Origin of the sequence: Saccharophagus degradans 2-40, from assembly GCF_000013665.1 — a bacterium.
In the GTDB taxonomy this organism is placed as follows: Bacteria; Pseudomonadota; Gammaproteobacteria; order Pseudomonadales; family Cellvibrionaceae; genus Saccharophagus; species Saccharophagus degradans.
The window spans coordinates 3,153,712-3,167,683 of record NC_007912.1; the positions used below are offsets into that span (position 1 = coordinate 3,153,712).

7 protein-coding genes are annotated in these 13,972 nt (G+C 45.5%); all 7 read right to left on the bottom strand.

The window, feature by feature from the left end; all coding sequences use genetic code 11:
* Positions 1 to 72: 72 nt before the first annotated feature.
* Positions 73 to 1,212 (bottom strand): helix-turn-helix domain-containing protein, encoded by a 1,140-nt coding sequence (locus SDE_RS13050; RefSeq protein WP_011468972.1) that lies wholly within the window; start codon positions 1,210 to 1,212, stop codon positions 73 to 75.
* Between the two features lie 91 nt (positions 1,213 to 1,303).
* Entirely contained in the window at positions 1,304 to 1,687 is a 384-nt protein-coding gene (locus SDE_RS13055; protein ID WP_011468973.1) for an SMU1112c/YaeR family gloxylase I-like metalloprotein, read from the bottom strand.
* A gap of 165 nt (positions 1,688 to 1,852) precedes the next feature.
* Entirely contained in the window at positions 1,853 to 5,071 is a 3,219-nt protein-coding gene (locus SDE_RS13060) for a glycoside hydrolase family 3 N-terminal domain-containing protein (protein WP_011468974.1), read from the bottom strand.
* Positions 5,072 to 5,253: 182 nt separating this feature from the next.
* The gene (locus SDE_RS13065; protein ID WP_011468975.1) at positions 5,254 to 6,759 is read right to left on the bottom strand and encodes a tryptophan halogenase family protein; all 1,506 of its coding nucleotides are present in this window, start codon (positions 6,757 to 6,759) and stop codon (positions 5,254 to 5,256) included.
* A gap of 14 nt (positions 6,760 to 6,773) precedes the next feature.
* On the bottom strand, positions 6,774 to 8,798 hold the full coding sequence (locus SDE_RS13070; protein WP_011468976.1) for a glycoside hydrolase family 97 protein: 2,025 nt from the start codon (positions 8,796 to 8,798) through the stop codon (positions 6,774 to 6,776).
* Positions 8,799 to 9,002: 204 nt separating this feature from the next.
* Positions 9,003 to 11,924 carry a TIM-barrel domain-containing protein gene (locus tag SDE_RS13075; protein WP_011468977.1) on the bottom strand — a complete coding sequence of 974 codons (2,922 nt, stop codon included), beginning with the start codon at positions 11,922 to 11,924 and terminating at the stop codon, positions 9,003 to 9,005.
* Positions 11,925 to 11,990: 66 nt separating this feature from the next.
* Positions 11,991 to 13,628: a DUF5597 domain-containing protein gene (locus SDE_RS13080; RefSeq protein ID WP_226986425.1), complete on the bottom strand. Its 1,638-nt coding sequence runs from the start codon at positions 13,626 to 13,628 to the stop codon at positions 11,991 to 11,993.
* Positions 13,629 to 13,972: the final 344 nt, after the last annotated feature.

Genomic DNA, 13,972 nt, shown 5'->3' on the forward strand with positions numbered 1-13,972 from the left:
TTTGGTTGTTTCGGTTTTTTTGGTTATTGCTTAGCGCCTTAACCTTTGCCCTGCTAGTACGCACGTTTTAAATTAATTACTTTCAGCGTGCTGCTTTCTATATTCCGAAGGAGACATATTGGTTACGCGTTTAAAAAAACGATGAAAAGCCGATTTACTGCTAAAGCCCGCCAATGTCATTATTTCTGCGACTGGGGTTTTGGCGTGCTCAGGTTGTGCAAGCAACGCCTTTGCTGCTTCTACCCTATGGGTGTTCACATATTCAAAAAAATTGGTATTAAACTGAACATTAATAACACTAGAAACAGTTTTAACCGGTAAATCTATCCGCTTAGCCAGCGCCTCTATACTTAGGTTAGGCTTTAAATAAACCTTATCGTGCTCCATGGCAAATTTTATTCTATTAGGTGCAGTGTCTTCTATTTCTGCCTCTACTATTGGGGTGGTTGCATCTTGATTTGTTCGCAAAGCACTGTGGGCGTAAATCAAACTGTACACAAATAAGCTATTTACTAATATAAACGTCATGTAGTTGGCAGCTAAACCAAATGCATTGGCAAGCACTAATGGAATAAGCCCCTGCCCCGACAAAAGATGGGTAACAATGCCCCACGCCCAACTAAGTAAAAAACCCGCCGTAAGTAAATATAACCACGCAACAGCACCCATAGAAACAGCAGAAAACTGCTGTTTTAATCGCAATTGATACTGCCGAATATACAGAATTGATAGCACCGCGAAGGCGACCGTGAAATATTTAACAAAGTCCCAAATTACGTTGGCTATTTGTTTTTGCGCCTCTTCCTCTGCCCGCATTGTTAGGTGGTCTGATTGCACCCCAAACCAATAAATGTAACCAATAAAAATAGGAATAGGTAAAAAATAGGCGATGTGCCTACGCGCGATGATTGCGTTTTCTTTGGTTAGGTACTGCACATAAAGAAAGAGTAGCGGCCCACGCGCAAGCAAACTTACAGTTAAAAAATACGGCAACAGGCTATTATCAAAATAGCTACCCAACGAGATAGAATCGTTCCAAAGCAACAATACGCCCACAGAACTTATCGCAATAGATGCCAAAAATGCGCTAAGCAAGGCTTTATCTTTTTTAGTGCCAGATGGTATTGCCAACTGAAAAAGCGCCAGCAGTAGACACTCCATTATGGTAACAATAAGCACAACATCATGAATATTAAAAATGCGACCAAGCATACTTTGGGTCCTGTTGTGTTAGCGTACACTGGCAAAAACAGTTTTTTATTATTGCTACCCCTTAGGCTAGCAATAAGGCACCACTAAATAACTAAGCTTCGTATATTTCTAACGGCAGGTCGTCGGGGTCTTTAAAAAAGGTATATTTTTTACCGGTAAACTCATCAATACGAATAGGCTCCACAACAATTTTATGTTGCTTTAATTTGGCCACACTATGCTCGATGGAATCGACAGCGAACGCTAAATGCCGCAAACCGCAAGCTTCTGGGTGGCTTGGCCTAGGTGGCGGCGTGGGAAAGGAAAACAGCTCTATTTGGCTACCATCTGGCAAGGCTAAGTCTAACTTAAACGAATCGCGCGCATCGCGATAATTCTCGGCAATAATATCTAGCCCCAGAACCTCGGTATAAAATAACTTAGACCGGTTATAGTCTGAACAAATAATAGCAACATGATGAATACCTTTTAACATACGCTTACCCAACTATATTGTTATGTTTTACAAGCTCTGGTTACAACATACCACTACTCGCGCATAAAAAAACCCCGAAATGGGGTTTCGGGGTTTTTATTAGGGTAAATTAACATGCTGCTCTATACAGCCCATGCCAACGAACTATGTGCTAAGTACTATGTACTATTCGCCCAGCATTTTTTTAAGGGTGGGTTCCATCGCTTTCGCCCACAATGCGTACCCCTTTTCATTGGGGTGCAATAGGTCGGGCATTATATCTTTAGGCAATACGCCGTTTTCATCTAAAAACGTTTTATTGATATTCAAATACACCACCTTCTCTCCGTCGGCCATTTTCGCCAAAAGAGTATTGGTTTTGGCATTTAATACCCGCAAAGGGTCTTCACTGGTTTCGCCGCGAGGGAATATACCCAGTAATAATATCTTTGTTTCAGGCAATCGTTTTTGCAATTCAGCAACGACAGCCGCAACACCCTTGGCTGTGTAGTGCGAAGGCTCGTGACGATGGCCGGCATTGTTGGTACCAATCATAACCACTGCCACTTTAGGCTTAATACCGTCTGCTTCGCCGTGCTGTAAGCGCCACAATACGTTTTCGGTTCGGTCGCCACTAAAGCCTAAGTCCACTGCATTGCGGTGCGCGTAATATTGCGCCCACACGTCTTTACCTGCATCTTCCCAGCCGTGGGTAATGGAATCGCCAATCATTAGTAAATCCACATTACCTTGCTGGATACGCGCCAGTTTTTCTTTGTGGCGCGGCATCCACCAATCTATCGCCCAGCTAGCATTCAGCGGCTCTGGCGTTACGGAAACATCTTTAGGCAATACACACGGCACGGTTTGTGTACCGGCGCGCAGTATGCGAATGTTGGCTACAGCAACTTGACCTTTTCCACCGGCAAATAAGTTAAACGGCGCAGTAATATGGGTGAAATCGTCGCCTTCGTGTGCAAAGCACGCTAAGGGCACTGTTAACGACTGCCAGCCTTTGCCTTCCAAGTCGCGTGCGATAGTTGTGATATCTACTTCACGCGTGCAACCTTCACCACAGGCCATTTGTACTTTTAAATCGCCTTTAGCCATATCTATTGAATTGAAGTTAAAGCTTATTACTCCGCCTTCTTTATATTGCGAAGAAAGGTCGTAACCGCGCCCTCCTTCTATTCCCAGAATAGACATCCAGCTACCGCCCCAAGTAAAAGTAAGGGCATCTTCTTGTACCTGCATATCACTGGTACGCACACTGGCATTGCCTAAGTCTGCAAATGGGCCACTTAAACGCTGCGAACTTTCAGGAGTTCGAACAAACACTTCCCACGGCTCTAATGTGCGGCCAACATAAAAATTAATGTCGCCGGTTGAGCCTTTATCTACACCTTCAACATCTTCCGCCAATTGCTCTGGGCCAGTTTCACTCGAGGCATAAGTTAGCCCGTATCCCAATTTAAATAACGGGTCGTAGTTGGGGTGCGTTGGGTTGAGCAAGCCTTGGGTCGGCAGCTTAGGCCAAGAGAACGACAAGGTGCCCTTGAAATCAAAACGAGGCTTGCCGTTGGCGTTGCCTATAAGTACATCTGCTACGCCCTGCCCTTCAGAGCCAGGTAACCACGCGGCAACAAATGCATCAGACGCGTTAATTTCTGGGTTAGCCCACATAGGTCGGCCAGAAATAAATACTGTTACAACGGGTATGCCATCTGCTTTTAATTTTTTTAATAGCTCAAGCGATTTTTTATTCACCGGCTCGAACTCTAAACTATTGCGGTCGCCTTGGCCTTCGGCGTAAGGGTCTTCGCCTATTACCACAATGGCAACATCGGGTTTAGTTTTGTAGCTGCCATCCACAGAAAGCGTAGCTTTACCGCCGCCCTGAGTGACTGCATCGGCAATACCTTTATAAATAGATGTACCACCGGGGAAGGATGCATTGGTGTTACCAGTGCCCTGCCAGCTTACACTCCAACCGCCAGATTGTTTGCCAATATTATCGGCGCCGTCACCTGCAACCAGCACGGTTTTATTGGCAGCAATAGGCAGTACGCTATTTTTATTTTTTAACAATACTAAACTTTCTCGCACCGCCTGCCGCGCTACCTCACGGTGGTTTGCGTGGCCAACCACCTCGTCAATAGTGGCTAGATTAATTCGCTCTGAAGGTTTCGCAGCCCACAAATTAGCGCGAATTTTTACCCGAAGAATACGGCGTACAGCGTCATCTAAACGGCTTGGGGCAATTTCACCCGATTGCACTTGGCTAATTAAGTTTCTGTACAGTTTTTTCCAATCGTAAGGCACCATGTACATATCTAAACCGGCGTTTAGCGATTGAGGGCAAGATTCGTTGGTGCACCCAGGTACCTGCCCGTGGCCATTCCAATCCCCTACTATAAAACCATCAAACCCCATACGCTCTTTAAGTGCTTGGGTAAGTAGGTAGTTGTTACCATGCATTTTTACGCCATTCCACAAAGAGAAACTGGCCATAACCGTTTGCACGCCCGATTCAATGGCAGGCACATAGCCCGCATTATGAATTTGCACCAACTCTTCTTCGCTTATGCGCGCATCACCTTGATCGTTGCCTCCTAAGGTACCGCCGTCAGCTAAAAAGTGCTTTGCTGTGGCAACTACGCGATTAGTGGACAGAAAATCGCTGTCGTCCACTTTGCCCTGCATACCTACCACCATGGCACTGGCGTAGTCGGCCACTATGGCTGGGTCTTCCGAGTAGCTTTCGTAAGTGCGGCCCCATAAATCGTTTTGCGCTACGGCCAAAGTTGGGCCAAATATCCATTCAATGCCGGTTGCGCGTACTTCTTTTGCCGTTATTTCGCCAATTTTTTCGATAAGCGCTGGGTTGCGTGCAGCACCAAGGCCTATGTTATGCGGGAATATGGTTGCGCCAGTTACATTGCCGTGACCGTGTACGGCATCGGTACCCCAAATAATGGGAATTGCGATTCCACCGTCAGAATCGTCCATAGAGGCATCGTAAAAGGCATCGGCCAATTTTACCCATTCAATGGGCGGCGCATTTTCTATGCGGTTAGGCATAGAGCCACCACCATTTAGTACAGAGCCAATGTGGTATTCTTTTACTTCATGCGGCTTAATAGATTGAATTTCTGGCTGTAGGATTTGCCCTACTTTTTGCTCTAGCGTCATTTGTCCTAACAACGCTTCTACCTTGGCTTCCACTTCCGCTTCGTAATCTGGCGACTTTATTACAGGGCTAGACGCCTGCGGCCATAAGGTAATATTGTGCTTTGTCTGAGTAGCTTCCGTTTGCTGTTTAACACCCTGACAGGCCGCAACCAGTAAACTGGATGCCACCAAGCCCGCAAGCAAGGATGTTTTAAAGGATAAAGTATTTTTCATGAAGCCTTCCAAATAGAAGTTTATAAAAAGATAACGTATGAACCACTTAACTACTCACACATTGGCACACAGTAAGAATAGCACCGAAAGCCGAGCAGCGTAGTAGCGCTTGAATTATTAAGATTAGTAATATTTTACGTTAATATTTTGTCGCTTGCGTCAACGCAAGGTGAAAACGGCCATTAGAATTTGCCGTCGGCGAGTGTAGAAAGAAACTCTGCATGACTGGGTGCGTGAGCCACCCCTGCTTGAATAGCTGCACGCATTTTCTCGGCCACAAGCATTAGCTGCTGCACATCTAGATCAGCAACATTACTTGGAGGTATTTGCGGGTAAAGATTAAAACCGTTATACATGGTTTGCCAACTTGCATCTTTAAAAGATTCTTGGCCGTAATCTAAAAATGTTGCATCTTTTAAGTAAGCACTCATTTTATTTTGTAGTGTTGTGGGTATATCCATTTCTCGCACATCACGCCAAAACGCGCTGTCTTCGCGGGCGCTGGCTTTGTAATGCAAAACAATAAAATCGCGTATGCGCTCATATTCTTGCTGATTTAACGAGTTGGTTGAAGCTATCGTATTTTCGCTGTATTCCAACGCTGGCATCGCATCCATTATTTTTTCTACGCCGGTTTGAATAAGTGAAATACTGGTGGATTCTAATGGCTCGATAAACCCACTCGCCAAACCAATAGCCACACAATTTTTATTCCAAAACTTGTTGCGCACGCCGGCGTTAAACCCTATTACTCTTGGCTCGGTAAGCATTTCGCGTTCTACATTACGGGTTAAGGTGGCTATTGCTTCGTCGTCCGATATATAGCGGTCGCAAAACACATAACCATTGCCTATGCGATTCTGTAGGGGAATTGTCCACTGCCACCCAGCGGCTAAAGCAGTAGAGCGCGTATAGGGCGTAGGTGGTTTTTCGTTTATTGTTTGCACTGCTACCGCTTTATTACAGGGTAGCCAATGGCTCCAATCTTGATAACCAGTTTGCAGTGCCTCTTCTATAAGTAGGCCGCGAAAGCCTGAGCAATCAAAAAATAAATCGCCCGCAATTTTTTCGCCACTTGCCAGCTCCACGCATTCTATATTGCCATCTGCCTGTAAGTACGTTTGTGTAATTAAGCCTTCGGTACGCTGCACTCCGCGTTGCTCTGCGTAGGCACGCAAAAACTTTGCATAAAGCGTTGCATCAAAGTGATACGCGTAGCCAAACATTGCCAATTGATTGGTGGCGTTATCGTCGGGTTGTACAAATTTATTTGCCTTTGCCAAGGCAATAGATAAAGAAAACTCATCTAATTTTGCCGTATACCCCGCTTGTTTTAAGCGCAGCCAGCAATCAAAAAATGCCTGCCCCGCAATAGGCGCGCCGTATTTTGCAAAGGGGTGAAAAAAGGTAGCCCCCAACTGGCTCCAATTTTTAAACTCTATACCAAGCTTAAAGGTTGCATTGGTTGCGCTTACAAACTCACTTTCTTTAATACCAAGGTGCTGATGCAGCTGGATTATCCCCGGTACCGTAGCCTCACCCACTCCAACAGTAGCAATTGCATCAGACTCTACAAGCTGTATAGCTAAATCTTCTCGCGAGTAGCGACAAGCAAGCATGGCGGCTGCCATCCACCCTGCTGTACCACCACCTACGATTACTATCTTCTTAACTTGCTTACTGTGCATTGCCTTCTCTGTGGTTATTTTGGCTCTTTAAACACCATCACAAAGCCACCGAATGGCTGAACAGTGATAGACATTTTTTTACCCTTGGGAATGGTAAGTTTTAGGGAGAAATATTTTTCCTCTTCCGAGTCGGTATATAATCTTGCTTCTGTGCCTCTGTTTATCAATTTAGAAAAATCCACCTTCCATTCTTTCGCTTCGTTTTCGCCATTAATACCAGCCACGTACCATTTTTTACCTTTACGACGCGCAATAATAACTTCTTCGCCTGGGGCGCCGGCTAAAAATTTAGTTTCGTCCCAACTGGTTGGTAACTTCCAAAAGTAATCTTTATACACCTCGGGCATTTTTAAGAAAGCGTCGGGGGTGTCTGCAAGGTGCTGAATACCAGATTCAAAAATAATAGGCAGCGCAGTTTCGTGGGCAAAGGTTGTGTAACGCTTCGATTGCCTGTGGGTATACGCAACTGGGGTGTAATCCATAGAGCCAACCACATTGCGTGTAAATGGCAGTATGGTATTTTGCTTAGGCGCATATAAACCGTAGGGAATATCTTCAGAGAAGGTATAAAACTCGCCGCCTCGCACCGCTTCCATTGTCATTAGGTTTGGCCAAGTTCGCTCCCAACCGCGCGGTATTGTGCAACCATGAAACACCACCAACAATTTAAATTCTGCTGCGTCTTCTAATATTGAAAGATACTGCTCAATAACGAACTGTTTATCGCTTTGAAAAAAGTCGACTTTTATACCTTTAACACCCAATGCACTAATACGCTTAAACTCTTTGCGGCGACTTTGCCTATCGTGCAAAATATTGCGCGGCTGCTCTGGTATAAAGTTATTCGGCCCACCGGAGTTATACCAAAAAAGTAAACCCACTTTACGCTCTTTGGCATAGGCAACTAGGTCTTGCATTGCTGTTTCGCTTGCATCTGGCCAATTGGCATCAACCAGCGAATAGGGCCAACCCATTTTATCGGCTAGAACGATAAACGCTTTTAGACTTTTTATATCCGTCGACGACGTATGGTCAGACCACCAGCTCCAACTCGCCGCACCGGGTTTTATCCATTTCACATCGTCTATTTTGCTTGGTTCAGCCAAGTCGTAAACCAAGTTACTTTCTACTATATCGCCAATATCGTTGCTAACCGCAAAGCTGCGCCACGGCATTTTCCACTCGCCCGCGCCGGCTGGGTAAATAGACCCGTTACCGAGTGCTTCTTCAGCTAATGGCCCTGCAATTTTATACACGCCATTTGGCGCGTCTGGCTGTAGGTGCGAACCATGAAACTGTTTACCTAAGCCGGATTCATGTAATAACACCCACAAGCCATTGGTATTAAACAGCGAAGGGAAGCCCCACCCTGTGCCCAGTTTTTCTGGGGTTGAAGTACCAGCAGGAACATTTACATATTCTGTTTCGTATGATGGGTGGTACATGGTAATAAAATCGTAGGGTTGCCCCCAGTGTTGGGCGTTAGTGCCAATATTAAATTCGGTAATTTCTGCGCGCAGCTGATGATGCAATACACCGTTGTTTGGCAATACATAACGAAAGGCCGCACCGGTATCTAATGCACGAAAATCTACACGCAGTATTTGATTGGTTATATCGTGTTTAAAATTTAAGGAACGCTGATAATACGCCACTTCGTTTTCTTTGCGCTTACCCGTCACCATTGAATAGGTTTGCTTGCCTCTAATTCGCTTACCTCTAAAGTAGGTAAGGTCTTTCGAAAAATCGGTATCTATTGGTATTAGCTGCTGTTCATTCACATCGTAGTAGCGGCTGGTAATGCCCATTTTAGACCAGTCTACAGCGACTTTTTCTTGCTCGTTATGCCAGTGAACAATTTGATATTCAAGCCCTAGCGCCTTGTTGCCACGCACTCTTATTTCAATTTTGCCATTGGGCGATTTAACTTGCCATTGCCGCTCGTCTAACGTTTTGGCGTTGGCGAGCAAGCTTAAGGCCGCCATGGCAATAAAAATTGTGATATGGGTAAGCCGCAATAAGCTTGGTTTATTCATCATGATCTAATCACACTATCAATTATTTGGCATATTGCCGTATGGAGCCGGTGTTAAGCCCCCATAAAGAATAAACGTTGCGTAAGCTTTTTTGCGTATAAAGCCCACAAACTACAACGCCACGGTAGTAAGCCTACCGTGGCGTTAGTTTATAGTAGGCCCGTACCACAGGCCACAGCTAGTTGGATTGCGCCTTTTGCCGCCCCATTAGCGCTTAATGGTTATTGCCTTACCCGTATAGGTAACGGCTTTGGCCACACCTGTATCGAAATTGGCGGCATCGTCTCGCTTGGCAGATATCCAGCGCACGCGGAATTCGCGCTCTTTGGTCATTCCCTCAAAGCTACCTACGCGATCGCCAATGGTTAGCTCACCGGTTTTATCGTTGTACGAAACGGGAATGCGCGCCCAAGCCCCTTGCTCGTAAGCGTAGGTTTTGCCGTCATCTTCATAAATTTCGAAGCTGCCATTCGCACCGGTATACACGTTAAGGGTGTAAGGAGCATCGGGCTTATCGTACACATGCTGGATTTCTACACCTGTTGGAATAATAGAGCCGGCCTTAACAAAAATAGGCATTTTGGCAAGCGGTGCATCGGCCTTAATGGTTTTACCACCTGTGTGCTTCACACCTGTATAGAAATCGTACCAATCTGCGCCCGCAGGTAGATACACATCCCGTGAACGCGCTTTAAATTCCGACACAGGGTTTACGAGTAGCGCGGGGCCAAACATATACTGGTCGTTAATATCGCGCACATTAAGGTCGCTAGGGAAATCCATCACCAGAGCGCGCATAAAGGTGCCGTCTTTGTGGTGAGCATCGCCAACTAACGAATAAATATAAGGCATTAAGCGATAGCGAGTTTTGGTGTACCACACCATGCTGTCGTATACCTCGGTGCCTTTATCGGCGATGTTATATATTTCGCGATATGGGTTTTGGCCGTGGGACCTAAACAGCGGCACAAAGGTACCAAATTGGAACCAACGCAGATTGATTTCTTGCCATTCAGGCACTTCCGATTCGTTCATCATAGAGAAATGACCAACAGAACCTTTGGCGCTATAACGGTAGCGATCTTCTGGAGTAAAGCCACCGATATCGAACGTCCAATACGGCATACCAGAAATGCCCACGCCCACACCTGCTGCAATTTGTTCTTTTAAGTCGGACCAGCGCGATACCACATCGCCACTCCAAATAGCCGAACCGGTGCGCTGAATACCGGCAAACCCAGAACGCGTTAGAATAAATGCGCGCTTGTCACCGTCATCTCTACGCTCGCCTTGGTAAACAGTTTCTGCGTGCGGCAAAGCGTAAGCGTTAAACACTTCGGCACCGGTGCCGAGTGCATTGGGTGTCATTAAATCTTTGCGGTGCTCAAAAGAAAGGTTGGAATGGATATCTGGCTCTACCGCATCTAACCACCAAGCATCGAAACCGTGCACATTGATCTTATCGCGAATTTGCGCCCAAAACATTTCACGGCACTCTGGGTTATAGGCATCGTAAAAGCCATTTAGGTAACCCTCGCCAATCCAATCGAGGTTTTTCTGCTCGATGTTTTTATTAAACATACAACCTTTAGCGTTTAGCGCTTTGTAGTTGTCGGTTGTAGGGTAAAACTTAGGCCATACGGAAATCATAATATTGCCGTTTAGCTCGTGTACTTTATCTACTAGTGCAGATGGGTCGGGGAAAAATTGCTCGTCGAAATCATGACTACCCCATGCATCCTGAGGCCAATAACTCCAATCTAATACAATGTTATCGATAGGAATTTTACGATCGCGGTATTCTTGCAAGGCGTCGATAATTTCATCTTGTGTTTTATAGCGCTCGCGGCTTTGCCAAAAACCAAACACCCACTTAGGTAGCATCACTGCTTTACCTGTGAGCGTACGGTAGCCAGACACCAACTCATCCTTGTTATCGCCAACTACAAAGTAGTAATCAATGGCTTTCGCGGTATCGGAAGCAATAGACAAACGTCCCTGCTCTGCTACCGGCAGTGGTTTATGCTGTTTTATGCGCATATAACCACCATCTACTTGCCAATCTAACTTTAATGCAACTTTTTTACCGGCCTGCATTTCTAACTTGGTGTTGTGATACCAAGGGTTCCAGTTCATACGCCAGCGATCTAACACTAACTCGCCATTCAAATACAATTTAGCGTAGCCACTGGAATACATTTTTAACTCGTGCACACCGTTGGTATCGGATTCGATACTACCTTCCCATTCAATACGCAGATTTTTTGCATCAGCGGTTTCATCAGGCATGGGCGTAGTGCGATTACTACCTTGCGCTAAAAATTGATAATCTAAATCGGCCTCTACACGCTCGAGCAGTAATTTATCGCCATCAAAATAACGTGCGGTTAGCCCGCCGGGGTTACCATTAGCGTCAAAGAGTTTAAAGCCCTCTTTTAGTGGCTCGGGTGGATTGGGGTCGCCCAAACGAGAAATTGAGGTATTGTTCCATAGCAGCGCGTAATCTTTGCTTGATACAACATAAGGTATAGAAATTTCTAAGTTGTAAGTTGTTAACTCTACGTTATCGCCAGCGTAGTTTACTTCGCCATCCTGCTGCTGACCTAAACCGTAGTAGCCTTCATTTTCGTCGCTTGTAAACTGTTGGCGAATAGCAAATGAATCGGCGTCCACCACACCTGGGTCGCGGGTTACCGCCCCAAAATTGCCGCGATCAACTTCTGTTGTAAGCACCTTGCCGTGCTCATCTTTAAAACTTACAACACCAGTTACTAATGACACTTCGGCAGATAGATCTGCCGTTGATAACACAACAGATGCATCGTTTTGTTTAACTTCAAACGCCGTTTGCTCGGGCTTGGCCACCACCATAAGCGTATTTGGCAGGTTGTTGAAATCCTGCTGTGGCGTAGCGGTAACACGTACTATCCGATCGTTAATGACTTGCAAGCGCACTTTTTTTGCTTCGCTATCTTGCAAGCTTACAACGACGCCGTCGCTTGTTTTATGCCAATTAACCGTTGCAGGCTCTACGTTTTTTTCCTGTGAGCCACATGCATATAGCACGGGAATAATGGCCGCGCCGGTGAGCAATTGCCCCAGTCGCTTTTTGTTTAAATAATAATTCACTTGTTTCAGCCCTCTTCAATATTCTTTATTGCCTGATTAGCTTGTACTTTAAATTAAATATAGTGGTTACCGCTCACCCGCCACATAGGTAGCAAGTTTTACTTTTAATACGTGCTTATTTGAAGTGAAATTCAACCCCCAATCGGTTTGGTCACCGTTCCATACTCGCTCAAAAACCCACTTTCCGTTGTTATCAAAGTGACCTTCTTCAACCCGCACAATCATATGTTTACTATTTTTAATTTCCTGCGAAGGATTAAAGGTAACCCTAGCGCGATAACCAGTTACTAAAAACTCATCTTCACCTAGCTGCGCTATAACCGCACCGCCAGATGCTGGATTATTGCCAACCGGCGGCTCTATCCAAAACATGGGGCGACCGTAAGTTATTTCAGCATCCCACTTGCCTAAATCTAAGGTTTGGGTATAGCTCTCGCCTATCGCTTGTTTTGCTTCGTCTGGCGTTGAAGCTTCGGCATTCCATATTTTGGCGTTGGCCGCTTGACTGTCTACAGGTTCCGATACGCCCCACACTTTATGCTCAAAACTTATTTTGGCCCACGCCTTTGTCATAGGCTTAAATAACCCGTATAGCTCGCCGAAATGAGCGATGGTTTCATCACTCATATTCTGTGCACCTAATGGGTAGTTGTAGTAATCGGTATAGTCCATTCCAAATGGCGCAAAGCCAATTCCGTTACGGCCTAGGGTATCCCAAAAAAAACGAGCAAAAGGTTGGTCGTTGCCAATTTCTGCCACATATAAGGCGTTATCTTCACGCGCGTATAAATCCAACACTTTAGTTACGGTTTTGTGATCGCGGAAATAAATATCTGGTGCGATTAGATCGATACTCTCACCGGCCGACTTCCAAATATCGAGTACGTTGTCGGTGGGGCCGCCGCTGGAATATTGCCCGGGTTTACCAGGGTTGAACGGGTTGCGCAGTGCAACATTGACGTACAACGGCAGGTTGTATGTTTTTTTACCTGCTTCGGCAATTTCATTTACATATGCCGCTATATGGTAGGCATGAAAAAACTCATCGGCATCGCTACCAAACACCTCAGGCCATGTACCTGCTGGCACATTCAAGTCGTTTACCAGCTTGGCTGGAACCGGAGCATTAAACACTTTTTGCGCAGCCTTAGAATAATCGCGGGCAGCGCCATAGGTACCTACCTCGTTTTCTACCTGCACCATAATTACGGTGCGCTGCTTATCTACCTTTTTAAGGTGAGCCATTAATTTTGTGAACGCCTTTTTATCGGCCTCTAAGGTAGAGCGGTGTATAGGCGAAAGCGAGTTTAGTGTATCGCCATCCTGCTTTATTACTCGCGGAAAGCGTTTATCATCCAACTTCACCCACGCTGGCGCATAGTGCGGCGCGTTGTTTTTCCATGTTGCAAACCATAGCAACACTAATCGCGCATCGTTCTTACGCGACTGTTTTAGTAATTCGTCGACGAATGAAAAGTCGAATTCGCCCTCTTGCGGCTCTACTTGCTCCCATGCGACTGGAATAACAAGCGTATTTGCGTTCATTTTTTCGTATACCGGCCACACGTCTTTTAGCGCCGCTACATAGTTTGCCGAGTTATTAGTTTGTGCACCTAATATTAGAAAAGGCTCGCCATCTACCATTAAGGCAAAGCGCCCATTTTTATTCACCAACTCTGGCATTGCCCCTTTCGCAGCCCACACAGAACTCGCACCTAACAGCGAGACGAGAGAGATTGAAAAGATTGCTAATTTTATTAACCGATTAATTACCATAGAAACGCCAACTGCTTAATTGCTTTTAGAATGTCTTGACTCAAAACCATAACAAATACCGTTTTATATGCAAAACCAAGAATAACCCTACAAACGTAAAGCTTAGGTAAACTAACGAGTATTGCCACCTGATAAAAATAGCGCCCAGCATTCGTGATAATACGAGTGTGGGCGCCACAATATTTGCCCAATCCTTGGGCTGCTAGTCAACCATATAGCGTTGCACTTCAAGCCATGTAGCTTTAAGTAAAACACTAGAGGAATACCTAAGC

What these genes read in the sequence shown, in the direction of transcription:
- SDE_RS13050 (WP_011468972.1), bottom strand. Translation starts at nt 1,212, where the DNA reads ATGCTTGGTCGCATTTTTAATATTCATGATGTTGTGCTTATTGTTACC.
- SDE_RS13055 (WP_011468973.1), bottom strand. Translation starts at nt 1,687, where the DNA reads ATGTTAAAAGGTATTCATCATGTTGCTATTATTTGTTCAGACTATAAC.
- SDE_RS13060 (WP_011468974.1), bottom strand. Translation starts at nt 5,071, where the DNA reads ATGAAAAATACTTTATCCTTTAAAACATCCTTGCTTGCGGGCTTGGTG.
- SDE_RS13065 (WP_011468975.1), bottom strand. Translation starts at nt 6,759, where the DNA reads ATGCACAGTAAGCAAGTTAAGAAGATAGTAATCGTAGGTGGTGGTACA.
- SDE_RS13070 (WP_011468976.1), bottom strand. Translation starts at nt 8,798, where the DNA reads ATGATGAATAAACCAAGCTTATTGCGGCTTACCCATATCACAATTTTT.